The following is a 24,041-nucleotide window of genomic DNA, read 5'->3' as shown; positions in this document are numbered from 1 at the left end:
GTCAAGTACTGTTATTTATATCGATAGAAGGGAACATCTCGTGCAGCGTAGTCAAACTGAAGTACACCCTGCCCTGCCCGCTCAAGCACTGCCTGCTTTATAAGGGGCCAGCCAGCAAGCTCAACAGCCTGCGATTCATCGACTGCAACCAGGCTACTGGTGGCGGTTGCGGACACAAGCACCTGTTGCCCGCCCACATCGCCAAACGCACCTTGGAGTTCTTTGCTTATTTTGTTTGCGAGCAGGCAATGGGCGTAAGCGATATTCACCTGATAAATCAGATATGCCGCACTACCGTTCAAATACACATCGCGCACGTGCTCGCTGGGTTCGCCCCACAACACATGAGCAGGCAAATCAGTGACAATGCCGGACAATGAATTTGCCCGATTAACGCCCGCACTGATTTTGAACGCGCACCCTATATTCCCCATGAATTCCCGACCAAGCCCACACCAGTAATGCTGCCGGCTTACATATTGATCAGAACGACTCTCCTGCACCCGGGAGCAATAAGAAAGGTAGGCAAAAGCGGGGCGGGTATAGCACTCGACAGAAACACCGTTCACTTTAATGCTGCCAAAAACCGTTTTCCCGGCAACCCAACTCCCCGCTTGCAAACCCTGCGCACCATACAGGTGGCGCTCAATCTCATACGACCCTTTAAATTCATGTTCGTGATGACTGATCACCGTTAGTTCCCCTGTTACCGAAAGAGGTACAAACTTAACGGTCGACAACACGCTCCTTCAGCAGGAATACTTTCTTGCAGGCGAAAAAAAGGGCGCCGACCAAGCGCCCCACAAGCCGTAAAGCACACAACAAATTCAGTTGGCGTCCAGCAGCGCCATCGCCTCCGCGCTGCACGCCTCGATCCGCGCCCAGTCGCCGTTCTTGATCCAGCTGCTGTCGAGCATCCAGGTACCACCCACGCACATCACATTGGGCAAGGCCATGTAATTGCGGACATTGGCCGGGTTCACGCCACCGGTCGGGCAGAAGCGGATATCACCGAACGGCCCGCCAAAGGCCTTGATCGCCGCCACGCCGCCACTGATTTCCGCCGGAAACAGCTTGAACCGGCGATAGCCCAAGGCATAGCCCATCATGATTTCGGACGGCGTGCTGATACCCGGCAGCAATGGAATTTCGCTGTCTACTCCCGCCGCCAGCACGTCCGGAGTAATGCCCGGTGTAACGACGAATTGCGCACCTGCCGCCTCAACAGCGGCGAACATGCTGCGGTCCAGCACCGTACCGGCGCCGACGCACAGCTCCGGGCGCTGTTCGCGCAGCACCTGGATGGCCTTCAGGCCGTGCTGTGATCGTAAGGTCACTTCCAGGGTGCGGATGCCGCCAGCAGCCAGCGCATCAGCCAGCGGCAGGATATCTTCCTCACGGGCGATGGTGATCACCGGCAGGATGCGCGCCTTTTTGCAGATGGCGTCGATCCGTGCGGCTTTATCGGCCATCGAGAGCAGGGCCTGTGGGCGTTCGAGGGTGGTCATGACTGTAGATCCTTGGCTCATGGGCACCAGTAGATGTCCAGGGGGTCGTGAAGAAAAGCGCGAATCGGCATTTCGGTAAGGTCGTTGCCACCCAGCGCGGCGCGCAGGGTAGCGAGTTTGCCCTGCCCTTGCACGGACAGCGCGATGAAGGCGGCACTGGCCAGCAGCGCGCGGGTCATCGACAGGCGCTGGTGCGGCACGCCAGGTGCCAGCATCGGCAGGCAGCGGCGTGAGCTCGCCAGGTCCAGGCCTGCTTTCAGCTCGGGGCTGGCGGGGAACAGCGAGGCGGTATGGCCATCGTCACCCATGCCGAGCACCAGCACATCGATCACCGGCAGCGCAGCCAAAGCCTGGTCGGCCTTGAGCGCAGCGGCATCCAGGCTTTCAGCCTGCTGGTACAAGCCAACGAAGCGCGCCTTGGCCGCCGGCCCCTTGAGCAGGTGACGGGCCAGCAGGCCGGCGTTGCTGTCAGCGTGCTCCACTGGCACCCAGCGTTCATCGGCCAAGCTGACGGTGACCTTGGCCCAGTCCAGGCTCTGGCCAGAAAGTTTCTCCAGGAACGGCACCGGGCTGCGGCCGCCGGACAACACAACGCAGGCCTCGCCCTTGGCCGCAACGGCCGCACGCAGACGTTCAGCCACGTCATTGGCCAGAGTCGTGGCCAAGGTGTTGGCGTCGGCCAGGGCGTGTGCCTTCACGTCTGCTGGCAGTTTCAGTTCGGTTATCGCCTCAGATGTCGCCATACCAGGCCCTCCCATCGCGTGTGATCAGTGCAATCGAGCTCATCGGCCCCCACGAGCCTGCCGCATAAGGCTTGGGCGCATCGCCCGCGTTCCGCCAGCCGGCGATCAGCTGGTCGCACCACTTCCAGGCGTACTCGATTTCGTCCTTGCGCACAAACAGGTTCTGGTTGCCGCGCATCACTTCGAGCAGCAGCCGCTCGTAGGCATCCGGAATCCTTGTGCTGCGCCAGGTGTCGGAAAAATTCAGCTGCAACGGGCCGCTGCGCAGTTGCATGCCCTTGTCCAGGCCCTGCTCCTTGGTCATCACCCGTAAAGAAATGCCTTCGTCCGGTTGCAGGCGGATGATCAGCTTGTTACCGATTTGCAAACGCTGTTCCGGGGCGAAGATGTAGTGCGGTGTTTCCTTGAAATGGATGACAATCTGCGACAGCTTCTGCGGCATGCGCTTGCCGGTGCGCAGGTAGAACGGCACGCCGGACCAGCGCCAGTTGCGAATGTCTGCGCGCAGCGCGACGAAGGTTTCGGTGTCGCTCTGGGCGTTGGCGTTGTCTTCTTCAAGGTAGCCAGGTACCGGCTTGCCTTCGCTGTAGCCGGCAATGTACTGGCCACGCACCACACGCGTGCTCAGCCCATCGCCGGTGATTGGCGCCAGGGCCTTGAGCACTTTTACCTTCTCGTCGCGAATGGCATCGGCAGACAGTTCGCTGGGCGGGTCCATGGCGATCAGGCACAGCAGCTGCAACAGGTGATTCTGGATCATGTCACGCAGCTGGCCGGCCTTGTCGAAGTAGCCCCAGCGGCCCTCGATGCCGACTTTTTCGGCAACCGTGATCTCCACATGGGAGATGGAATTCTGGTTCCACTGGGTTTCGAACAGGCTGTTGGCAAAGCGCAGGGCAATCAGGTTCTGCACCGTTTCCTTGCCCAGGTAATGGTCGATACGGTACACCCGGTTTTCGGGGAAGAACCGCGCCACGGCATCGTTGACCCGGCGCGACGATTCCAGGTCGTGGCCGATCGGTTTTTCCAGCACCACCCGGGTGCGTTGGGCCAGCCCGGCCTTGTCGAGGTTTTCGCAGATGGCCCCGTACACCGCCGCGGCAGTGGCGAAATAGGCGATCAGCGGTAGTTCGCCTGGCAGTTGCCCGGCCAGCGCCTGGTAACCCTCGGGTTGCAGAAAATCCAGGTGCTGGTAGCCCAGGCGACCCAGAAAGCGGCCCAGCGCAGCAGGCTCGATATCCGCCTCGGGCACATGCCGGCGCAAGTGTGCTTCGATAGTGTTCAGGTGGTCCTGCGCACTGCCTGCCTCGCGGGCCAGCGCCAGCAGGCGGGTATCAGCGTGCAGCAGGTTGGCACGGTCGAGTTGGTAGAGCGCAGGAAACAGCTTGCGCAATGCCAGGTCGCCCAAGGCGCCAAACAGGGCAAAGGTGCAAGGTTCGACACTGATCGCAGCCATGATGTTGGTTCTTTCCTAAAGTTGTACTAGGAATACCGCTTTCACATACGGTTTTCAAGGGTAAATGTAGTAAAAACCACAACATTACCCACAAGTGTTACAGACAAGTGGTACGTCAACCGTACCGACAGTACGATAGACGACCCTGCAAAAAGCCTGCTGCTCCCACAGCCGGCTGCCTTCCCGACCCAAGGACACACCCATGGACCGCGTGCGAAACCTTCTGGAACAGATCCAGGGACGCCTGGACGAGCTGAACAAGGCCGAACGCAAAGTCGCCGAAGTCATCCTGCTCAACCCGCAACAAGCTACCCGTTTCAGCATCGCTGCGCTGGCTCAGGCGGCCAAGGTCAGCGAACCGACCGTCAACCGCTTCTGCCGGTCGTTCGGCGTCAGCGGCTACCCGGAACTCAAGCTGCAGCTGGCACAGAGCCTGGCCAGCGGCGCCGCCTACGTCAGCCGCGCAGTAGAGGCTGACGACGACCCGGCAGCCTATACCCAGAAGATCTTCGCCAGTGCCATCGCCTCGCTCGACAGCGCCTGCCAGCAGCTCGACCCACAGCAGGTCAGCCGTGCCGTGGACATGATGATCCAGGCCCGGCAGATCCACTTCTTCGGCCTCGGCGCCTCGGCACCGGTCGCCCTGGACGCGCAGCACAAGTTCTTCCGCTTCAACCTGGCGGTGTCGGCCCACGCCGACGTGCTGATGCAGCGCATGCTGGCCTCGGTGGCCCACACCGGTGACCTGTTCGTGATCATTTCCTACACCGGGCGCACCCGGGAACTGGTCGAAGTGGCCCGCCTGGCCCGCGAAAACGGCGCCTCGGTGCTGGGCCTGACCGCCGCCGGCTCGCCGCTGGCCAACGCTTGCAGCCTGAGCCTGCATATTCCGCTACCTGAAGACACCGACATCTACATGCCGATGACCTCGAGGATCATCCAGCTGACCGTGCTCGATGTGCTGGCCACCGGCATGACCTTGCGCCGCGGTGTGGATTTCCAGCCGCACCTGCGCAAGATCAAGGAAAGCCTCAACGCCAGCCGCTACCCGATCGAGGACGACGAACTCAACTGAGCCGGTGCGCCTGCAGCCGCAGGTGGGCGCGTTGCCCTGGGGCCAGGCTCAGGCCTTCGCCACTGCCGCTGGCGGCCTCGACGCAGATAAATCGCTGGGATTCGCGGCCGCTCACGCCCATCAACGGGCGGTTGCCGGGGTGCCACACCACCGTGTCATCGCTGTCGCCGGTATCGATGCACAGCTCGCGCTGCCAGGCCGGGTCCTGTAACTGCACGCGCGGCGTTCCCGGGTAGACCTTCTGGCAGCCACCCCTGGGCTTCAGCGCGCCATCTTCACGGCAGGCCTGGCGGTTCAGGCGGTCGTAGCCCTCGATATCCTCAAGCCCGGACAGCGCTATCTCGGACACGTCACTGATGCGCCAGTAGGCCAGCAGCGCATGGCTCAGCTGGCAAGGTTCACTGTCCTGGTGCTCGGTACTCAGGCTCAGTTCCATGCGGCTTCCCAGCCGCGCATGCAGGTCGACCTGCCAGTCGCACAGGTCCAGCCGCCACTTCAGGGTCACGCCCTCCTCGTCCTCGCGGCTGTCCACCAGCTTCCAGTCCAGCAGGCGTGCCCAGCCATGGGCTGGCCACAGGTCTTCGCTGGGGTGGCGGCCATACCAGGGCCAGCACACCGGTACGCCCCCGCGAATCGCCCCCACCTGCGGCCACTGCTCGGCGCACCATAGCCAAGGCCGTTCTCCGGCCGGTTGAAAGTGCAGCAGCTGCGCGCCCTGGCGGCTGAACACTGCCTGGCAACGGGGATGATCGATGATCAGCACATCGCGCTGCTGGTAACGCTCCCACTCGAATGTCGGCCTTGGCCGCTGCGAGGAAAAGAAGCGATGGAGCGGATGTTCGGGCATGGTTCAGAGCTCTTGTTGTTTGAGATAGCGCTGTCTCGGCCTATCCCCGACACCCACTGCAGGCCAGTGGGTGCCGGGAACCGAAAAGGGATTGGCGTAAATTTACAACAATTGCCCTCAGAATGACGACTGAATCTTCAAACCTGCGACCAGCGCGTTGTCCACTTCATCCACCCCGCCAGGGCTCTTGATGTACTGCAAGTTGGGCCGCACGGTCAGCCAGTTGGTAACATGGAAGCCGTAGTAGAGCTCGGCGTTGTACTCGGTACGCTGCAGCGGCACGAAGCCTGCGTTGTCGTAATCACTGATACCGCTCTGGGCGTTGAGCAGTTCGGCGCGCTTCTTCACGTCGTCATTTACATGAATACGCGCCACGCCGAAGCCGATGTCATCCTTGGGGCGGGCGTCGAAGGCACCCTTGTAGACCAGCCCCACCTGCTGGTAGTTGTCGACCACGTTGGTGGCCTTGTCATGCACCGTGAAGTTGGCGAACAGGCTCAGGCCTCGGTTGATATCGCCGCCTTGGGCAGTCACCTGCTGCTGCGCGACCACCCACCAGCCATGCTTGCTGGAGTGCGACTTGAAGGCGCCACCGCTGAGCGCCTGCGGGTTGCCGTTGACGTCGTCGAACACATCGTCGGCATTCGCCGTGCTGTAGTAGTAGCCCAGGCGGTACTCGCCCGGCAGGCCATTGACCTTGGGCGACCACACGGCCTCTACCGGCAGGATGGCCCCCTTGGTACCGCTGCCGCTGAGCTTGAAGCCATTGCCGGTTTCCAGGTTGGAGGGGTTCTGCTCGAAGGCGCCGACCTGGACGAAGAATTCCGGTGTGATGTTGTACTTCACCCGCAGCGCCCACTGGCTGACCGGCCAGTTGTACCAGATGCCGCCTACCCAGTTGCCCACCTGCGAGCCGCAGAAGGCCAGGTTCTGGAAGTCGCAGGGGAAGCTGTTGAAGTCCTCGCCCTCGCCGAAGCGGCCGAACTTCACGTCCAGCGCGCCGTCGAAGTACTTCTGCTTGACCCACATCTGCGTCAGGCGCCAGGTCTGGCCGCGGCCCCACACCTCCTGCACCGAGCTGAACTGCCCGGCACGCGGATCACTGATGCGGTCGTTGGACAGGTTGCGCCCGCTGCGCTCGGTGATCGCCAGTTTGAACTCGGCATCGTGCCAGCCAAGAATCTTCTGCAGGTCCAGGTGCGCACCGAGGGCAAACTGGTCGCTGTAGCGTGCGGTCTTGTCGTCGTTGTAGCCCCCGTTCAGATTGCCGGCCACCTCGCCGACGTAATCGAGGGTGAAGTCATAGCCCTTGTCCAGCAACTCGGTGCGCGTGCCGCCCCAGTCGCCGGTCATCCATTTCGATTCGCTGGAAAATGCCTCGGCAGCCTGCGCGCCGCTGCTGCCGACCACGGCGAGCAATGCCAGCGAGCCCAATGTCCTGATGCGTTTGCGCTGTTCCATCCCTTTGCGTCCTCTTTTTTCTTATTGATGGTGTAGACGAGTCAACGGCCTTTGAAGTGAGCCACGTTGTCCTTGGCGGTTGCGCCAGTGCTGGCCAGGCGCAGGCGCTGGCCGCTGTCGGCATCGAACAGCAGCACCCGGGCCGGGTCCAGTTGCAGGTTCAGGCTGTCGCCGATCCGGCACTCCACGTCCGGTGCCAGGCGGCAGCACACCTTGGTCTGGTTGAGGGTGACGAATACCAGCAGGTCCGGCCCGGTGGGCTCGGTCACCTGCACCTCGGCGCGAATGCCCGGCAGGCCATTGCCCTCTGCTGCTCCCAGGGTAATCTGCTCCGGGCGGATACCAAGGATGATCTCGCGGCCGTCAAGGTCGTCAGCCGCCACGCCCAGAGGCAGCGCGCAGCGCGCCTGGCCGCTGTCGAGCAGCGCCAGCAGTCGGCCATCCTGCTGCGTCAGCCGCACCGGAATGAAATTCATCGGCGGCGAGCCGATGAAACTGGCCACGAACTGGTTGGCCGGGTCGTTGTAGATCTGCTGCGGGGTGCCGAACTGCTGGATGATGCCGTCCTTCATCACCGCCACCTTGTCGCCCAGGGTCATGGCCTCGATCTGGTCATGGGTGACGTACACGGTGGTGGTCTTCAGGCGCTGGTGCATCAGTTTCATTTCGGTGCGCATCTCGACCCGCAGCTTGGCGTCGAGGTTGGACAGCGGCTCGTCGAACAGGTAGATCTTCGGCCGCCGCGCCAGCGCCCGGCCCATGGCCACGCGCTGCTGCTGGCCACCGGACAGTTGCGCCGGCTTGCGCGCCAGCAGGTGCTCGATCTGCAGCAGCCTGGCCACGCGCGCCACTTCCTCGTCGATGGCGGCCTGCGGCAGCTTGCGGATCTTCAGGCCAAACTCGATGTTTTCGCGCACGCTCATGGTCGGGTACAGCGCGTAGGACTGGAACACCATGGCGATGTCACGATCCTTGGGGCTCATGCCGCTGACGTCTTGCTGGTCGATCAGTATCGCGCCGCCGCTGATCTGCTCCAGCCCGGCGATGCAGTTCATCAAGGTGGATTTGCCACAGCCCGACGGGCCGACCAGGATCAGGAACTCGCCGTCCCTGATCGACAGCTGGATATCCTTCAGGGTGTCTGGCAAACCACTGCCGTAGGTCTTGTTCACATTGCGAAGTTCGAGCGTTGCCATGACTTACCCCTTTACCGCGCCGGCCGTCAGCCCGCGGACGAAATATTTGCCTGCCACCACGTAGACCAGCAGCGTTGGCAGGCCGGCAATCATCGCCGCCGCCATGTCGACGTTGTATTCCTTGGCCCCGGTGCTGGTATTGACCAGGTTGTTCAGGGCCACGGTGATCGGTTGCGATTCGCCGCTGGAGAACACCACCCCGAACAGGAAGTCGTTCCAGATCTGGGTGAACTGCCAGATCAGGCAGACCATGATGATCGGCGTCGACATCGGCAGGATGATGCGGCGGAAGATGGTGAAGAACCCGGCTCCGTCCAGGCGGGCAGCCTTGACCAGCGCCTCGGGGATGCTCACGTAGAAGTTGCGGAAGAACAGCGTGGTAAAGGCCAGGCCGTAGACCACGTGCACCAGCACCAGGCCACTGGTGGTGCTGGCCAGGCCGAGCTTGCCAAGGGTGAACGAGGCCGGCAGCAGCACGGTCTGGAACGGCAGGAAGCAGCCGAACAGCAGCAGGCCGAAGAACAGCTGCGAACCGCGAAAGCGCCACATCGACAGCACGTAGCCGTTCAGCGCGCCAATGGCGGTGGAGATCAGCACCGCAGGCACGGTGATCATGATCGAGTTCCAGAAGTAGCCGCTGACCGTGCCCCAGGCCTTGATCCAGCCGATGCCGGTGATCACCGAGGGCCAGCTGAGCAGGTTGCCGGTGCTGATGTCTTCCGGGGTCTTGAAGCTGGTCAGCAGCATCACTACCAGCGGCACCAGGTACAGCAGCACAGCAATCAGCAACACCACGTGGATGGCGATGCGGCTGGGGCTCAGTGGCGGTTTTTGGGCAGGGCTATGCATGGCGTTTGCTCCGCAGCTCCGAATACAGGTAAGGCACGAGGATCGCGAGGATCGCCCCGAGCATGAGCATGGCGCTGGCCGAACCCATGCCCATCTGGCCGCGGCTGAAGGTGAACGAATACATGAACATCGCCGGCAGGTCGGACGAGTACCCGGGGCCACCGGCAGTCATCGCCGCGACCAGGTCGAAGCTCTTGATGGCGATGTGCGAAAGGATCATCAGCGAGCTGAAGAACACCGGGCGCAGGCTGGGCAGCACCACTCGCCAGTAGATGCGCGGCAGGCTGGCGCCGTCGATTTGCGCAGCGCGGATGATCGACGGGTCGACGCCGCGCAGACCGGCCAGGAACATCGCCATGATGAAGCCCGAGGCCTGCCACACGGCGGCAATCACCAGGCAGTACACCACCCGGTCAGGGTCGATCAGCCAGTCCAGCCGAAAGCCTTCCCAGCCCCAGTCGCGCAGCAGCTTGTCCAGGCCCATGCCGGGGTTGAGCAGCCACTTCCATGCCGTGCCGGTGACGATCATCGACAGCGCCATGGGGTACAGGTATAGGGTGCGGATGAAGCCCTCGCGGCGGATGCGCTGGTCCAGCAATACCGCCAGCAACACGCCGATGACCAGGCTGATGGCGATGAACAGGCCACCGAAAACCAGCAGGTTCTTGCTCGCCACCCACCAGCGATCGTTGTCGAGCAGCCGCGCGTATTGCGCCAGGCCCGCCCACTTGTAGGTGGGCAGGAAGGTCGAGGTGGTGAAGGACAGCACGAAGGTCCAGAGGATGTAGCCGTAGAAGCCCACCAGGACGATGATCATGCTTGGCGCCAGCACCAGTTTGGGCAGCCAGCGCTGTAGCGCGTCCAGGGGTGAGGCCCGCAGTTGAGCGGTTGTAGTGGTCATGATGTGGTACCCGAAGCCCAGACAGTGCGTGGCTCTGCCTTTTGTGTTGTCGGTACTGGCCCTATCGCCGGCAAGCCAGCTCCCACAGGTAACCCACAGTTTTCAAAGGCAGTGAATACCCTGTGGGAGCTGGCTTGCCGGCGATAGGGCCATCAGCGCTTTACTGGGCGGACTTGATGGCAGCCGCCAGCTTCTTCGCCGCATCGGCCGGGTCGGCCTTGGGGTCGTTGATGTAGTTGGTCACCACATCGAAGAACGCCCCCTGCACGGCCAGCGTGGTGGCCATGTTGTGCGCCATGCTCGGCTGCAGGCCGCCATTTTTTGTGTCGGCAAGGAAGTCCTTGGCGGAGGTCTGCGCGCAGGCATCAAAACCATACCTGCCCATGTCGGCCAGCATGTCGTTGCGCACCGGGATCGAGCCCTTGTTGCTGCTGAAGACCTTCTGGAAGTCCTCGCCCAGCACCTTGCGAGCAATGTCCTGCTGGCCGGCAGCGGTGCCGGCGTCGTTCTGCTTGAACACCACCAGCGAGTCGATGTTGTACAGGAAGGCCTTTTCGGTGCCGGGGAACGGCACGCACTGGTAGTCCGTACCGGCGGTTTTCTTCGCCAGGGTCCATTCGCTCTTGGCCCAGTCGCCCATGATCTGCATGCCGGCCTTGCCGTTGATGACCTTGGCGGCTTCCAGGTTCCAGTCCTGGCCTTTGCCATCCGGGTCCATGTAGGTGGCGACTTTTTTCAGCTCGGTCAGCGCCTTGATCATCTGCGGGCCGGTGAGGGTTGCGCTGTCGAGGTCGACCATGGCCTTCTTGTAGCCATCTGCACCCATCACCGACAGCACCACGCTTTCGAACACCGTGCTGTCCTGCCACGGCTGCCCACCATGGGCGAGCGGGATGAAACCGGCCGCCTTGAGCTTGTCGGCAACCGCATAGAATTCGTCGAGGGTGGTCGGCGGCTTGTCGATACCGGCTTTCTTGAACACTTCAGGGTTGATCCACAGCCAGTTGATGCGATGGATGTTGACCGGCACGGCGACATAGTCACCGTCGTACTTGACGGTATCGGCGACTTTCTTGTCGAGCAGCGAATCCCAGTTTTCGGCCTTGGCCACCTCCTTGAGCACATCCGCGTCGAGCAGCCCGGTGGCCGCCCAGTCCTGGATGTCCGGGCCTTTGATTTGCGCGACACCCGGCGGGTTGCCGGCCACGGCGCGGCTCTTGAGTACGGTCATGGCAGTGGCACCACCGCCGCCAGCAACGGCACCGTCCTTCCAGGTGAAGCCATCTTTTTCGACTTGGGCCTTGAGCACATCGACGGCTGCTTTTTCGCCACCCGAGGTCCACCAGTGCACGACCTCGACGCTGCCTTTGGCGTCGGCAGCCTGGGCACTGAAGGGCAGTATCGAGGCCAAGGAAATTGCGGCAGCGAGACGGAGTGTGGAATTCATCGAAGCACCTTTCTTGTTGTTATGCCGTGCAAGTCGAGCGCTTGCGTTGCATGGAGTCTAAACAGCCCGCCCGCCTCGTCAGGTAACGAAGCGATGCTTGAATGTCATCATCTGGTTACATTGCCGGCCAGGGCGCTGGCCAGGCTCGGCGCCAGCGGCAAGCCGGGCAACAGCAGTGCCTGGCCGGCGTGATAAAGGTCGGGTTTGCCCGGCCAGATGCTCCCGGCCGGCTGGTTCAGCGCATCGAGCTCGTGGTGCCAACTGCCCGCGGTGTGGTCGATGAAATGGTTGGCGATGAAGTCCCAGCAGCGCCGGTACCACTGCTCGTAATGCGCCTCGCCGGTCCTTTGCAACAACGCGGCGGCGGCGGCGCAGGCCTCGGCGTGCACCCAGTGCAAACGCGCGTGCACCACCGGGCGATCGGCCCAGTCCAGGGTGTAGACAAAGCCCGGGGCGCCATCGGCATGCCACGCCTGCCCACAAGCGCCGTCGAACAGCGCGCGGGCGCTGCCAAGCAGCCAGTCCGGTGCGTGCAGGCCGGCCTGCGCAAGGCTGGCCTCCAGGTGCAACAGCAGCCGCGCCCATTCCAGCGCGTGCCCGGGCGTGGTGCCATAAGGGCGGAAGTGGTCGGCCGGGTGTTCCTGGTTGTAGTGCGGCAGCGGTTGCCATAACGCGTCGAAATGCTCGATCACCCGGTGGCCGTTGGCGGCGGCATGGGTATGGATGATGCGTTCGGCGATGCGCAGGGCGCGTTGCAGCCACAGCGTGTTGCGGGTGACGTCTGCAAGCGCCAGGAAGGCCTCGGTCGCGTGCATGTTGCTGTTGGCGCCCCGATACGGTTCAGGCAACTGCCACGCACGGGACAAGGTTTCGCGCAGGGCGCCTTCCCCTTCGCACCAGAAATGCGACTCCAGCACTTGGGCCGCGTCTGCCAGCAAAGCGGGCGCATCGTCGACACCCGCTACTACCGCCGAACTGGCGGCCAGGGCGACAAAGGCATGCAGGTAGGCCGCCTTGCCGCTGTCATCATGGCCGCCGGGGTGGGCGAACCAGCCGCCGTAGCGGGCATCTTGCATGGCCCCGCGCAGGGCGGTCACGCCGTGCTCGGCATAGGCCAGGTAGCCAGGCACACCCTGCAGATGGGCCAGGGCGAAGCAGTGGGTCATGCGGGCGGTGTTCATGGTTTGGGCGCGGGCGCCGGGGGCGAGCTGCCCTTTGGCATCGAGGTTACCGAAGCCGTCCGGCAGTTTCGCGGCCTTGGCAAAGGCCAGCAGGCGATGTGCTTCAGCCTGGCGCCAGTTGGAATGGGCCGGGGCGTTGAGCCAGCTGGTTGCTGGCAGGTCGAGGGGGGTCATGGGCCAGCTTGCTCCTTGCCAGTCGTTTGCGAATTCTAGCCAGCGGGATTTGGGCGGATGTCACGAAGGACGGCAGGTTTGTCACTCGACAGTGACAATTGAGTGACCTGCAACGGCCCTATCGCCGGCAAGCCAGCTCCCACAGCTACAGTGCAAACCTTGAACCCCGTGCGGTCATTGTGGGAGCTGGCGTGCCGGCGATAGGGCCAGAACTGCCAGCGCATAAAGTCAGTCCATACCCCGCGGTAGATACAAGGTCACCCGTAACCCGCCCTCGCGCAGGTTCAGCAAACTCACTTCCCCGCCATGGCTATGGGCAATGTTGCGCGCAATTCCCAACCCCAGCCCATACCCCTGCTGCTGCCCGGCCAGGCGAAAATGCGGCTCGAACACCTGCTCCAGCTGCTGCTGCGGCACCCCGGGGCCCTGGTCGTCCACCTGCAGCACAAACCCCTCGGCACTGTCGATGATGCGCAACCGTGCCCGCTCGCCGTACTTGATGGCATTGTCGATCAGGTTGCCAATGCAGCGCCGCAGCGCCAGCGGCTTGCCCGCATACGGCGCCAACGCCCGCCCCAGCAACGTGATGCGGCCATCGCCCAGGTACGGCTCGGCCAGAATCTCCAGCACCTGGTTGAGGTCGACAGGCTCGATGTTCTCGTGGATGTCAGTGTCCTTCACGCACTGCAAGGCGCCTTTGACCAGCAGCTCCAGTTCGTCCAGGTCCTGGCTGAACTTGGCCTGCAGGCGCTCGTCTTCGAGCAGTTCGACACGCAACCGCAGGCGGGTGATCGGCGTACGCAGGTCGTGGGAAATGGCGCTGAACAGCTGGCTGCGCTCGGTCAGGTAGCGGCTGATACGCTCGCGCATGCTGTTGAACGCCCGACTCACTTCGACCACTTCACTGCCGCCACCTTCGGCCACCGGCGCCACATCGGCGCCCAGCGACATCTCGCGCGCGGCCCGCGCCAGCCGTTTCAGCGGCCAGCTCTGCCAGTGCACCAGCAGGCCGATGAACAACAGCAGCAAGGCGGTGGTCAGCACGATGAAGCCGATCTGCTGGCGTGGCAGGCGTTCGGCCTCAAGGCTGGTGTAGGGCTCGGGCAGCAGCGAGGCGATGTACAGCCACTCGCCCTCAGCCAGGCGGATCTGCGTTACCAGCACCGGCGGGTTGAGCGGCTCCAGGGTCAGCGAATAATGCGCCCAGGAACGTGGCAGTTCGTCGAGCTTCAAGCCACTGTTGAAGATGCGCAGGTCATCCGGGGCGACGAACTCGACGGAAATGTCCATCTGCGCGCCCAGGCGCTCATGCAGCACTTGCTGGAACACCTCGATCACCGCCTGCTTGCGCGGCGTGACGGGCAGTACCGGCATGTCCAGCGGCTTGGCATTGAGCGACACGAAAAAGCGCGTGCCCCCCATGCTGCGCAGCTGGTCTAGCACCAGTGGCCGGTAGGCCACCGGCAGCGAGCGGAAGTAGCTGACACTGGCGCTCATCGAATGGGCCAGGCTGCTGGCGCTGGCGCGCAGGCCCTGAACCTGGCTGGCGCGCAGCTGGGCGACCCAGATGATGCTCGACAAACCCTGGGCCAGCACCACCACCAGCAGGGTCAGCAACAGCATGCGCGCCAGCAGCGAACGAGGCAGCAGGCGCCAGCGCCGCTCAGGATGCACTGCAGACATGCGCAGCCAGCAGGTAGCCACTGCCACGCACCGTGCGGATCAGCCGTGGGGGTTTGTCGGTGTCGCGCAGGCGCTGGCGCAGGCGGCTGACCGCCATGTCGACGATGCGGTCCAGCGGCATCGGCTCGCGGCCACGGGTGGCGTTGCCGATGGTGTCACGATCGAGGATCTGCTGTGGGCGGTCGAGAAAAAGCTTGAGCAGGGCGAAGTCGGCGCCCGAGAGGATCACCTCTTCACCGTCACGGTGGAACAGGCGATGGCTGACCGTGTCCAGGCGCCAGTCGTCGAAGGCCAGCACGGCACTGACCGGTGCTGCCTGGCCGAATTCGGCACGGCGCAGCAGGGCCTTGATCCGCGCTTGCAATTCGCGGGGGCTGAAGGGCTTGCCCAGGTAGTCGTCTGCGCCCAGTTCCAGGCCGATGACCCGGTCGGCTTCGTCGGAGCTGGCGGTGAGCATGATGATCGGCACCCGTGCCAGACGGGGATGCTGGCGCACCCAGCGGCACAGGCTGAAGCCGTCTTCGTCGGGCAGCATCACGTCGAGGATGACCAGGTCGCAGGGGGTGGATTCGAGGGCCTGGCGAAAGCCCCTGCCGTCCGCTTCGGCATGCACCTGGAAGCCGGAACGGCTCAGGTAGGTTTGCAGCAGTTCGCGGATTTCCTGGTCGTCGTCGACCATCAGGATCGATTTGCCGGCAGTGCTCAAGGTGGTCCTTCCTCTTGTTGATTGCAGGTCTTTTGCCTGCTGTACGGTGTTGCCTTCCGGGGCTGAGTTGCAGCCCATCGCCGGCAAGCCGGGCTCCCACAGTTAGTGTACAAATCCAGTCTTGACGCGATCGGTGTGGGAGCTGGCTTGCCGGCGATCGAGCCGCGCTGCGGCCCCCTTCAACTGTCAGTGATCCAGCGCCTGCTGCAAGGCCACCCCGGCCCCCAGCAACCCGGAAAACTCCGCCGTCACCAACCACACCGGCACGCCGGCAAAATAACCACTCATGCAACCCTTGTCGGCAAAACTTGTGGCAAACCCACTGCGCAGGAACAGCTCGGCAAAGCGCGGGATCACCCCGCCGACAATATAGACCCCACCCCGCGCGCCCAAGGTCAGCACATTGTTACCGGCCACTCGCCCCAGGAAGCGGCAGAACTGCTCGACCACCGCCAGCGCCCGCGGCTCGCCGCCCAGCGCGGCATCGGTGATGTGCGCCGGGGTCTTGTGTCGCGGTATGTCTCCGTCCAGCGCGCAGATCGCCTGGTACAAACGCACAAGACCTCCCCCGCTGAGCACCGTCTCGGCACTGACGTGGCCGATCTGGCCATGGATCTGCTGGTGGATCGCCGCTTCGCGGGCATTGCCCACCGGCAAGTCGACATGCCCGCCTTCGCCGGGCAGGGCCTGCCAGTGCTTTTCGCCCAGGCGCAGCAGCGAGCCCACGCCCAGGCCGGTACCAGGCCCGATGACCAGTGCCGGGCGCGACGGGTCAGCCGTGCCGGGGCACACTTCGCGAAACTCCCCCTCGCGCAGGCGGGTCATGCCCAACGCCATGGCGGTGAAGTCGTTGACCAGCAACAACTGCCCGACCTGCAAGGTCCTGCAGAACGCCGTACGGCTGAGCCGCCAATGGTTGTTGGTAAAGCGGAATTCATCGCCATCTACCGGCCCGGCCACTGCCAGGCAGGCCGCGGCCACGCCACCGCGAGCAATGCCCTGCCCCTGCAGATAGGCTTCGATGGCCTGTTCAGGGCTGGTGTAATCCTCGGTGGCGAAGACTTTCACTTCATGCAGCTGGTTGTCACGCCACAACGCAAAACGGGCATTGGTGCCGCCGATGTCGCCAACCAGCAAGTCCTTCATTTGAGGTTCTCCAGGGCCGAAGTGAATGCACTGGCGCCCTGCTCTGCGGGGCTGAACGCCATGCGCATGAAGCCGAACAGCTCGCGCCCGCAACCCAGGTCGTTGCCCTGGGGCGCCGGCGGCAGGTCACGGCTGGCCAGTTCTTCGGCCGACACCATCACCCGCAGCGTGCCTTCGACACCATCGACCCGCACCATATCACCCTCACGCACGCGCGCCAGCGGGCCGCCATCATAAGCTTCGGGGCACACGTGGATAGCCGCAGGGATCTTGCCCGAGGCACCCGACATGCGCCCGTCGGTGACCAGCGCCACCTTGTAGCCACGGTCCTGCAGCACCCCCAGGAAGGGCGTGAGCTTGTGCAGTTCCGGCATGCCATTGCAGCGCGGGCCCTGGAAACGCACCACCGCAACAAAGTCACACTCCAGCTCGCCGGCCTTGAACGCATCGGCCAGCGACTGCTGGTCGTGGAACACCCGCGCCGGGGCTTCCACCACGCGGTGCTCGGGGGCAACGGCAGACACCTTCATTACCCCACGGCCGAGGTTGCCTTCCATGACGCGCAGGCCACCTTCGGCCGAAAACGGCCGCGCCACCGGGCGCAGGATGGTCTCGTCCAGGCTGTGCTGCGGCCCTTCGCGCCACACCAGCTTGCCGTTGTCGAGAAACGGTTCCTGGGTGTAACGGCGCAGGCCGGGGCCGGCGACGGTGTTGACGTCTTCATGCAGCAGCCCGGCGTCGAGCAGCTCGCGAATCAGGAAGGCCATGCCGCCAGCCGCCTGGAAGTGGTTGATGTCAGCCTTGCCGTTGGGATAGACGTGGGACAGGGTCGGCACCACCTCGGACAGGTCGGCCATGTCCTGCCAGGTCAGCTGGATACCCGCCGCCTGGGCAATCGCCGGGATGTGCAGGGTGTGGTTGGTCGAGCCGCCGGTGGCATGCAGGGCGACGATCGAGTTGACCAGCGCCTTCTCGTCGACGACTTCGCCCAGCGGCATGAAGCTGCCGCTGGCCTTGGTCATGCGCGTCACCTGCCGTGCGGCCTCGGCGGTGAGCGCGTCGCGCAGCGGGGTGTACGGGTTGACGAACGAGGCGCCGGGCAGGTGCAGGCCCATGACTTCCATCACCAGCTGGTTGGTGTTGGCGGTGCCGTAGAACGTGCAGGTGCCCGGGCTGTGGTAGGAGTTCATCTCCGACTCCAGCAGTTCTTCGCGGCTGGCCTTGCCCTCGGCATAGCGCTGGCGTACATCGGCTTTCTGCTTGTTGGAAATGCCCGACACCATCGGCCCGCCCGGGACGAAAATAGTCGGCAGGTGGCCAAAGCGCAGGGCGCCCATCATCAGGCCGGGGACAATCTTGTCGCAGATGCCCAGCATCAGCGCGCCATCGAACATGTTGTGCGACAGGGCCACGGCGGTGGACATGGCGATCACTTCGCGGCTGGCGATGGCCAGTTCCATGCCTGGCTCGCCCTGGGTCACGCCGTCGCACATGGCCGGCACGCCACCGGCGAACTGGCCCACCGAACCCACCTCGCGCAGGGCCTGCTTGATCTGCTCGGGGAAGTGCAAATACGGCTGGTGCGCCGAGAGCATGTCGTTATACGCCGAAACGATAGCCACGTTGGCCGCGTTCATCAGCCGCAGGGTCTGCTTGTCGTCGCTGCCGCAACCGGCCACGCCATGGGCGAAGTTGGCGCACTGCAGGCTGGCGCGCATGGGGCCGTCACTGGCCGCCCCGCGAATCAGCTGCAGGTAGCGTTCGCGGGTGGCACGGCTGCGTTCGATCAGCCGCTGGGTGACCTCAAGGATGCGCGGGTGCATGTACTGGACTCCAGGCTAATTGTAAGGGCGGTTTACCGGGCATTTCCCCTCCAAACGATTGCGGCCTAGGCTCAAGGTAAAGGGCCTGGTGCAACGCTGGGGGCACATCGCCCAACCACTCGTTGTATGTTTAAACAAAATACTGCCACTAAAAAGGCTTGTTTTCTATCTGATAGTGAATAATCTTGTAATTCCAACAACAAAACCGTTTCAGTGAAGCTCCTTTGTGCCACAGGTTTCACTCGGACTGCCAGAGGTACTGCCATGACCCTACGCATCGCCATCAACGGATTCGGCCGCATCGGGCGCAACGTCCTGCGCGCACTGTATACCCAAGGCTACCGCCAGGACCTGCAGGTCGTCGCCATCAACGACCTGGGCGACAGCGCCATGAATGCCCACCTGCTGAAATACGACAGCGTGCATGGCACCTTCGATGCCATTGTCGAGGCGGACCATGAGAGCCTGACGGTGAATGGCGACCGCATTGCGGTCAGCGCCATCCGCAACCCGGCCGAGCTACCCTGGAAGGCCGAAGCCATCGATGTGGTGTTCGAGTGCACCGGTCTGTTCACCGACCGCACCAAGGCCGCCGCACACCTGGCCGCCGGGGCTGGCAAGGTGATTGTGTCGGCGCCAGCCAAAGGCGCCGATGCCACTGTGGTATACGGGGTCAACCACGACATCCTGCGGTCTACGCACCAGGTCATTTCCAATGCCTCCTGCACCACCAACTGCCTGGCGCCGATTGCCCAGGTGCTGGACCGCGAGTTCGGCATCGAACAGGGCCTGATGACCACCATCCATGCCTACACCAACGACCAGGTGCTGACCGACGTGTACCACAGCGACCCGTACCGCGCGCGCTCGGCGACCCAGTCGATGATCCCGAGCAAGACCGGCGCCGCCGAGGCTGTGGGCCTGGTGCTGCCGGAACTGGCGGGCAAGCTCACCGGCATGTCGGTGCGGGTGCCGGTGATCAACGTGTCGCTGGTGGACCTCACCGTGAACCTCAAGCGTGAAGCCACGGCCGAGCAGGTGAATCAGCTGTTTCTCGAAGCCAGCAAGCATTCCAGAGTGTTGGGCTACAACGCCCTGCCGTTGGTTTCATGCGATTTCAACCATAACCCGCTGTCGTCGATCTTCGATGCCAACCACACCAAGGCCAACGGGCGCATGCTCAAGGTGATGGCCTGGTATGACAATGAGTGGGGGTTCAGCAACCGCATGCTGGATAACTGTCTGGCGCTGTGCCGGGCGCGGTGAGTTCGGCTTGCCATTATCTGCGCCTGTGAGACCGAGCGCCGCCCGCGCGGCGCTCGATCTTACAGCCGATGTGAATTCCCCGGCAGGCACCTTCAAGCCCTTACTCACAATCTTTACCTTTTCCTAACACTTCCACACTTGACCTTCCGCAAAGATGATAAGCATTATCATTAACCTTTCGTCGGCCAGGTCCACCCGTGAGTCAGTCCCGGTTCAATTCCGTTTTCCTCATCCAGCGCCTGACCCTGCTGCGTACCCTCCAGCGCATGGTAGGTAATCCCAGCACGGCCGAGGACCTGCTGCAGGAAACCTACCTGCGGGTATCCCGCGCGTTGGGCGAACGGCCCATCGAGCACATCGAACCGTTCGTGTTCCAGACCGCACGCAACCTGGCGCTTGACCACCTGCGCGCACGCCGGGTGCAGGCACGCATGCTGGTCGACGACGTGCCCGACGAAGTGCTGCACAGTGTCGCCGCCCCCGCCACCAGCAGCGAAGATGCGGCCCATGCCGAGCAGTTGCTCAAGCACCTGAGCGTCAGTCTCAACCAGCTGAGCGAACGCCAGCAGCGCATATTCATCCTCAGCCGCCTGCATGGCGCCACCTACCTGGAAATTGCCGAACAGCTGAATGTTTCGTCCAGCACGGTACAAAAGGAATTGAAACTGATCATGGCCATCTGCATGGGCGTCGCCGAGCGCTTGAAGTGAGCCGACCGCTGGCCAGTGCAGCAGCGCAAAGCCCTTGCCACACACCGCCTTAGCCTTGATCATTCGAAAAAAAACCATTCAAGGATTCACCGTGACCGACAGCCCCGCCCCTCGCCCGTCACCCGCCGGGCCTAGCGCCCGTGCTCGTGCCATGGACGAGGCGCTGGACTGGCTGGTACGCCTGGAATGCGCGGATGCACAAGATACCCAGGCCTTTGAAGCCTGGCTTTGCGCTGCACCTGAAAACGCCGAGGCGTATGTCGAGGCAGAGGCCCTGTGGAACGGTAGCCCGCTGCATCAGGTGGCCGGGCACCTGCACCAGCAAAAACGCCGCTCCTGGAGAGGGCGCCTGCGCAGCCACTGGAAACCCATGGCTACCGCCGCGGTGTTGCTGGTGGGCCTGTTCACCCTGGGCAATCTGCCCATGCGCCTGCAGGCCGACCACCTCACGGTGGTTGGCGAGCGCCAGCGCTTGCAACTGGATGACGGCGCGAAAGTGTTGCTCAATACCAATTCGGCCTTCGCCAGCGACCTGCGCGACGGCCGCCAGGTGGCGCGGCTGCTGCAGGGCGAGGCGTATTTCCAGGTGCCCGATGGCGCGCGGCTGCCACTGGAAGTGCAGGCCGGACCATTGCGTGCGCAAGTACGCGATACCGACTTCGCCGTGCGTTACGTCGACGGCGAGGCGCAGGTGCGGGTGCAGCGCGGCGATGTCGACCTGCAAGGCGGCCGTGACCAGCGTATCCGCCTGAGCGCTGGCGACAGCATCAACGTAGGGCCGCAGGGCTTCGGTCAGCGCCAGCGCCCCGACATGCACAAGGACCTGGCCTGGATCGACGGCCGCCTGGTGTTCGAGAACTGCCCGCTGAGCCAGGTGCTGGCCGAGGTGCGCCGCTACTACCCGGGCTGGATCATCAATCGCAACACGCAGCTCGAAGACGTAGCGGTCACCGGCAACTATCGCCTCGACCAACCGCTGGAAACCCTGCGGGCCCTGGCTCACATCACCTCTGCGCAACTGCACGAGTACCCTGCGCTGGTCATTCTCGACTGACCTGAAATTATTTTTACGCGACTGCGCTACCCCGCCCGTCTCGTTATAGCCAATGCAACTGATTCTTGTTTGATAACGAGAACAGCCATCACCTATAACAGTCCGCGCGTCTGGGAGCGCTTTCGATGTCCACAGGTCCTACCCGCTCGTCCATCCTTCCTCGCCGCACAGGGCAATTGTCCCTGTTGACCCTGGCCCTGCTCGCCAGCGGCGCCTGCAGCCTGCCAGCGCTGGCTGCAGGCTCCGCTGGGGAGCAGGGCCAGGCCAGCAGCCCGCGCATCGGTGACTACCGCTTCAGCATCGGCCAGCAGCCGCTGGTGTCGGCAATCAACGCCTTCAGCCAGGTCACCGGCTGGCAGGTCGGCTTCAGCGCCGAGCTGGCCGACGGCGTGGCGTCGCCGGGGGTGCAGGGCGCGCTACCGGCGGAAGCCGCACTCAAGCGCCTGCTCAACGGTACCGGCCTGGGCTTTCGCAAGATCAGTAACGGCAATGTGGTGCTCGAGCGCCAGGCCGGCGGCAATGTGGTAGCCCTGCAACAGGTCACCGTCAGCGCCACCCGCAGCGCCCAGGACGCAAGCCAGGTGCCTAGCACCGTCAGCGTGCAGACCCGCGAGCAACTGGACCGGCAGAACGTCAACAACATCCAGGACCTGGTGCGCTACGAGCCGGGTGTGTCGGTGGCCGGCACCGGCCAGCGCAGCGGCCTGAACGGCTACAACATTCGGGGTATCGACGGCGAGCGGATCCTTACCCAGGTCGACGGAGTGTCGATCCCTGACAGCTTTTTCTACGGCCCGTACGCCCAGACCCAGCGCAACTACGTGGACCCGGAGATCGTCAAGCGCGTGGAAATCCTCCGCGGCCCGGCTTCGGTGCTGTATGGCAGCAACGCCATCGGCGGCGCGGTCAGCTACTTCACCCTCGACCCGGACGACATCATCAAGCCCGGCAAGGACGTGGGTGCGCGCCTGAAGACCGGCTACAGCTCGGCTGACGAAAGCTGGCTGACCTCTGCCACCGTCGCCGGCCGCCAAGGCGATGTCGACGGCCTGCTGCACCTGAGCCAGCGCAACGGCCACGAAACCGAAACCCACGGTAGCCACAGCGGTGACGGCCTGTCGCGCACCGAAGCCAACCCGATGGACGTGCGCACCACCAACGTACTGGCCAAGCTGGGCTGGAACTACGCCGACGATGCCCGCCTGGGCTTCACCTTCGAGCGCTACAAGGATGACCGCGACCAGAACATCCTCAGTGCGGTGGGCGGGCCGTTCATTCCTGGCTTCGGTGGCATGGGCTACTACAAGGCGCGCAATGGCAACGACACCATCACCCGCGAGCGCTACGGCATCAACCATGAGTTCGGCCTGGATTCGCGGGTCGCCGACCATGTGAAGTGGAGCCTGAACTACCAGATCGCCAAGACCGACCAGCACACCGAAGAAGTCTATGCGCCGCCTGGCCGTCAGGTACTGCGAACCCGCGACACTACCTACAAAGACCGCCAGTGGGTGTTCGACGCCCAGCTGGACAAAGCCTTCAGCATCGGCGCCACCGACCACCTGCTGACCTATGGCATTACCCTCAAGCATGAAAAGGTCACCGGCTCGCGCAGCGGCACCGGCACCTGCCTGACCGTGGGCGCGGGCTGCTCCGCCGTCGGTGCCGAACGCCCGGCAGACGGCCAGGTGCTGGTCAGCGACTTCCCGGACCCGACGGTGAACACCTACAGCCTGTTCATGCAGGATGAAATCCGCTGGAACAACTGGACCTTCATGCCCGGCGCACGCTACGACTACACGCGCATGGAGCCCACGTTCACCGAGGAGTTCCTGCGTGGCCTGGAGTCCACCGGCACGGCGCCGACGTCGCAGGACGACTCGGACAAGAAGTGGCACCGCGTGTCGCCCAAGTTCGGCCTGACCTATGCCTTCAACGACAACTACACCTGGTACGGCCAGTACGCCGAAGGCTTCCGTACACCGACCGCCAAGTCCATGTACGGCAAATTCGTCAACCTCGAGGAAGGCTACCGCGTAGAAGGCAACCCGGGCCTCGAACCGGAGAAGAGCAAAAGCTACGAAACCGGCCTGCGTGGCAACTTCGTCGCCGGCAACTTCGACGTGGCGGTGTACTACAACAAGTACCGCGACTTCATCGACGAAGACGCCGTGCAAAGCGCCAACCTGGAGCAGACCTTCCAGGCCAACAACATCAAGCACGCCACCATCAAGGGTGCCGAGGTCAAGGGCCGCCTGAACCTCGACCACTTCGGTGCACCTCAGGGCCTGTATACCCAGGGTTCGATCGCCTACACCTACGGCCGCAACGATGATACCGGCCAGCCGCTGAACACCGTCAACCCACTGAAGGGCGTATTCGGCCTGGGCTACGAGCAACAGAACTACGGCGGCCTGCTGAGCTGGACGCTGGTCAAGCGCAAAACCCGGGTGGACGACGGCACCTTCTATTCGCCTGACGGCTCGACCTCGAAGTTCCGCACCCCGGGTTACGGCGTGCTGGACCTGACCGGCTTCTACAAGGTCACCGACGACGTGACCATCAACGCCGGGTTGTACAACCTCACCGACAAGAAGTACTGGCAGTGGGATTCGATCCGCAGCTACGACGGCCAGGGTGAGGCCGCGGTGACCCAGCCGGCCAACATCGACCGCCTGACCATGCCGGGGCGCAACTTCGGTATCAATGTGGTGTGGGATATCTGATCTCTACCGCCTGTGCCGGCCTCTTCGCGGGTGAACCCGCTCCCACAGGTATCACGCAGGTCTTGGACCTGTGATGTTCCTGTGGGAGC

Annotated in this window: 20 protein-coding genes; 5 read left to right on the top strand and 15 right to left on the bottom strand. The window is 63.5% G+C overall.

The window, feature by feature from the left end; all coding sequences use genetic code 11:
- Positions 1-11: 11 nt before the first annotated feature.
- From AC5O5I_RS04775 to zwf, 4 genes are all read right to left on the bottom strand, one after another.
- Entirely contained in the window at positions 12-740 is a 729-nt protein-coding gene (locus AC5O5I_RS04775) for a monalysin family beta-barrel pore-forming toxin (RefSeq protein ID WP_494512143.1), read from the bottom strand.
- An 87-nt stretch (positions 741-827) separates the two neighbouring features.
- Positions 828-1,508, bottom strand: coding sequence for a bifunctional 4-hydroxy-2-oxoglutarate aldolase/2-dehydro-3-deoxy-phosphogluconate aldolase (locus tag AC5O5I_RS04770; protein WP_172221574.1), 681 nt, complete (start codon positions 1,506-1,508; stop codon positions 828-830).
- Positions 1,509-1,525: 17 nt separating this feature from the next.
- Positions 1,526-2,266 (bottom strand): 6-phosphogluconolactonase, encoded by a 741-nt coding sequence (gene pgl / locus AC5O5I_RS04765; RefSeq protein WP_172221576.1) that lies wholly within the window; start codon positions 2,264-2,266, stop codon positions 1,526-1,528.
- Complete coding sequence (gene zwf, locus AC5O5I_RS04760) at positions 2,238-3,707, bottom strand: glucose-6-phosphate dehydrogenase (RefSeq protein ID WP_494512142.1); 1,470 nt, start codon at positions 3,705-3,707, stop codon at positions 2,238-2,240. Before zwf ends, pgl begins: the two co-directional genes overlap by 29 nt.
- 211 nt (positions 3,708-3,918) lie before the next feature.
- On the opposite strand from zwf, the gene hexR reads away from it, so the two are divergent.
- Positions 3,919-4,782: a DNA-binding transcriptional regulator HexR gene (hexR, locus tag AC5O5I_RS04755; RefSeq protein ID WP_169774905.1), complete on the top strand. Its 864-nt coding sequence runs from the start codon at positions 3,919-3,921 to the stop codon at positions 4,780-4,782.
- Here the strand turns inward: hexR and AC5O5I_RS04750 are convergent.
- The 11 genes from AC5O5I_RS04750 to edd all read right to left on the bottom strand — a co-directional run bounded on the left by AC5O5I_RS04750 (position 4,775) and on the right by edd (position 18,196).
- Entirely contained in the window at positions 4,775-5,629 is an 855-nt protein-coding gene (locus tag AC5O5I_RS04750) for a D-hexose-6-phosphate mutarotase (RefSeq protein WP_172224411.1), read from the bottom strand. The two genes, hexR and AC5O5I_RS04750, sit on opposite strands and share 8 nt — an antisense overlap.
- Before the next feature lie 117 nt (positions 5,630-5,746).
- The gene (locus AC5O5I_RS04745; RefSeq protein ID WP_172286856.1) at positions 5,747-7,090 is read right to left on the bottom strand and encodes a carbohydrate porin; all 1,344 of its coding nucleotides are present in this window, start codon (positions 7,088-7,090) and stop codon (positions 5,747-5,749) included.
- A gap of 41 nt (positions 7,091-7,131) precedes the next feature.
- The gene (locus AC5O5I_RS04740) at positions 7,132-8,286 is read right to left on the bottom strand and encodes an ABC transporter ATP-binding protein (protein WP_172224405.1); all 1,155 of its coding nucleotides are present in this window, start codon (positions 8,284-8,286) and stop codon (positions 7,132-7,134) included.
- 3 nt (positions 8,287-8,289) lie between these two features.
- Positions 8,290-9,135 (bottom strand): carbohydrate ABC transporter permease, encoded by an 846-nt coding sequence (locus AC5O5I_RS04735; RefSeq protein WP_172224402.1) that lies wholly within the window; start codon positions 9,133-9,135, stop codon positions 8,290-8,292.
- Entirely contained in the window at positions 9,128-10,036 is a 909-nt protein-coding gene (locus AC5O5I_RS04730) for a carbohydrate ABC transporter permease (protein ID WP_172224399.1), read from the bottom strand. Before AC5O5I_RS04730 ends, AC5O5I_RS04735 begins: the two co-directional genes overlap by 8 nt.
- Positions 10,037-10,196: 160 nt before the next feature.
- The gene (locus AC5O5I_RS04725; RefSeq protein ID WP_494512141.1) at positions 10,197-11,483 is read right to left on the bottom strand and encodes an ABC transporter substrate-binding protein; all 1,287 of its coding nucleotides are present in this window, start codon (positions 11,481-11,483) and stop codon (positions 10,197-10,199) included.
- 107 nt (positions 11,484-11,590) lie between these two features.
- Positions 11,591-12,838 carry a D-mannose isomerase gene (locus AC5O5I_RS04720; RefSeq protein ID WP_494512140.1) on the bottom strand — a complete coding sequence of 416 codons (1,248 nt, stop codon included), beginning with the start codon at positions 12,836-12,838 and terminating at the stop codon, positions 11,591-11,593.
- Positions 12,839-13,066: 228 nt separating this feature from the next.
- On the bottom strand, positions 13,067-14,521 hold the full coding sequence (locus tag AC5O5I_RS04715; protein WP_172224414.1) for an ATP-binding protein: 1,455 nt from the start codon (positions 14,519-14,521) through the stop codon (positions 13,067-13,069).
- Positions 14,502-15,227 (bottom strand): two-component system response regulator GltR, encoded by a 726-nt coding sequence (gltR, locus tag AC5O5I_RS04710; RefSeq protein WP_172224390.1) that lies wholly within the window; start codon positions 15,225-15,227, stop codon positions 14,502-14,504. Before gltR ends, AC5O5I_RS04715 begins: the two co-directional genes overlap by 20 nt.
- A 186-nt stretch (positions 15,228-15,413) precedes the next feature.
- Positions 15,414-16,373 (bottom strand): glucokinase, encoded by a 960-nt coding sequence (locus tag AC5O5I_RS04705; RefSeq protein WP_172224387.1) that lies wholly within the window; start codon positions 16,371-16,373, stop codon positions 15,414-15,416.
- The gene (gene edd, locus AC5O5I_RS04700) at positions 16,370-18,196 is read right to left on the bottom strand and encodes a phosphogluconate dehydratase (protein ID WP_172224384.1); all 1,827 of its coding nucleotides are present in this window, start codon (positions 18,194-18,196) and stop codon (positions 16,370-16,372) included. Before edd ends, AC5O5I_RS04705 begins: the two co-directional genes overlap by 4 nt.
- A gap of 264 nt (positions 18,197-18,460) precedes the next feature.
- On the opposite strand from edd, the gene gap reads away from it, so the two are divergent.
- The 4 genes from gap to AC5O5I_RS04680 all read left to right on the top strand — a co-directional run bounded on the left by gap (position 18,461) and on the right by AC5O5I_RS04680 (position 23,952).
- Positions 18,461-19,462, top strand: coding sequence for a type I glyceraldehyde-3-phosphate dehydrogenase (gap, locus tag AC5O5I_RS04695; protein WP_494512139.1), 1,002 nt, complete (start codon positions 18,461-18,463; stop codon positions 19,460-19,462).
- Positions 19,463-19,659: 197 nt separating this feature from the next.
- The gene (locus tag AC5O5I_RS04690; protein WP_172224378.1) at positions 19,660-20,172 is read left to right on the top strand and encodes an RNA polymerase sigma factor; all 513 of its coding nucleotides are present in this window, start codon (positions 19,660-19,662) and stop codon (positions 20,170-20,172) included.
- 91 nt (positions 20,173-20,263) lie between these two features.
- Positions 20,264-21,226 carry a FecR family protein gene (locus AC5O5I_RS04685; RefSeq protein WP_494512138.1) on the top strand — a complete coding sequence of 321 codons (963 nt, stop codon included), beginning with the start codon at positions 20,264-20,266 and terminating at the stop codon, positions 21,224-21,226.
- A 125-nt stretch (positions 21,227-21,351) separates the two neighbouring features.
- A complete protein-coding gene (locus AC5O5I_RS04680) occupies positions 21,352-23,952 on the top strand; it encodes a TonB-dependent receptor (protein ID WP_172224372.1) in 2,601 nt (866 codons plus the stop codon).
- Positions 23,953-24,041 lie beyond the last annotated feature (89 nt).

This window comes from Pseudomonas sp. 9_2_1 (assembly GCF_059295275.1).
This window is presented reverse-complemented; position numbering and strand designations above follow the sequence as displayed.

What these genes read in the sequence shown, in the direction of transcription:
- AC5O5I_RS04770 (WP_172221574.1), bottom strand. Translation starts at nt 1,508, where the DNA reads ATGACCACCCTCGAACGCCCACAGGCCCTGCTCTCGATGGCCGATAAA.
- pgl (WP_172221576.1), bottom strand. Translation starts at nt 2,266, where the DNA reads ATGGGAGGGCCTGGTATGGCGACATCTGAGGCGATAACCGAACTGAAA.
- zwf (WP_494512142.1), bottom strand. Translation starts at nt 3,707, where the DNA reads ATGGCTGCGATCAGTGTCGAACCTTGCACCTTTGCCCTGTTTGGCGCC.
- AC5O5I_RS04750 (WP_172224411.1), bottom strand. Translation starts at nt 5,629, where the DNA reads ATGCCCGAACATCCGCTCCATCGCTTCTTTTCCTCGCAGCGGCCAAGG.
- AC5O5I_RS04745 (WP_172286856.1), bottom strand. Translation starts at nt 7,090, where the DNA reads ATGGAACAGCGCAAACGCATCAGGACATTGGGCTCGCTGGCATTGCTC.
- AC5O5I_RS04740 (WP_172224405.1), bottom strand. Translation starts at nt 8,286, where the DNA reads ATGGCAACGCTCGAACTTCGCAATGTGAACAAGACCTACGGCAGTGGT.
- AC5O5I_RS04735 (WP_172224402.1), bottom strand. Translation starts at nt 9,135, where the DNA reads ATGCATAGCCCTGCCCAAAAACCGCCACTGAGCCCCAGCCGCATCGCC.
- AC5O5I_RS04730 (WP_172224399.1), bottom strand. Translation starts at nt 10,036, where the DNA reads ATGACCACTACAACCGCTCAACTGCGGGCCTCACCCCTGGACGCGCTA.
- AC5O5I_RS04725 (WP_494512141.1), bottom strand. Translation starts at nt 11,483, where the DNA reads ATGAATTCCACACTCCGTCTCGCTGCCGCAATTTCCTTGGCCTCGATA.
- AC5O5I_RS04720 (WP_494512140.1), bottom strand. Translation starts at nt 12,838, where the DNA reads ATGACCCCCCTCGACCTGCCAGCAACCAGCTGGCTCAACGCCCCGGCC.
- AC5O5I_RS04715 (WP_172224414.1), bottom strand. Translation starts at nt 14,521, where the DNA reads ATGTCTGCAGTGCATCCTGAGCGGCGCTGGCGCCTGCTGCCTCGTTCG.
- AC5O5I_RS04705 (WP_172224387.1), bottom strand. Translation starts at nt 16,373, where the DNA reads ATGAAGGACTTGCTGGTTGGCGACATCGGCGGCACCAATGCCCGTTTT.
- edd (WP_172224384.1), bottom strand. Translation starts at nt 18,196, where the DNA reads ATGCACCCGCGCATCCTTGAGGTCACCCAGCGGCTGATCGAACGCAGC.
- gap (WP_494512139.1), top strand. Translation starts at nt 18,461, where the DNA reads ATGACCCTACGCATCGCCATCAACGGATTCGGCCGCATCGGGCGCAAC.
- AC5O5I_RS04680 (WP_172224372.1), top strand. Translation starts at nt 21,352, where the DNA reads ATGTCCACAGGTCCTACCCGCTCGTCCATCCTTCCTCGCCGCACAGGG.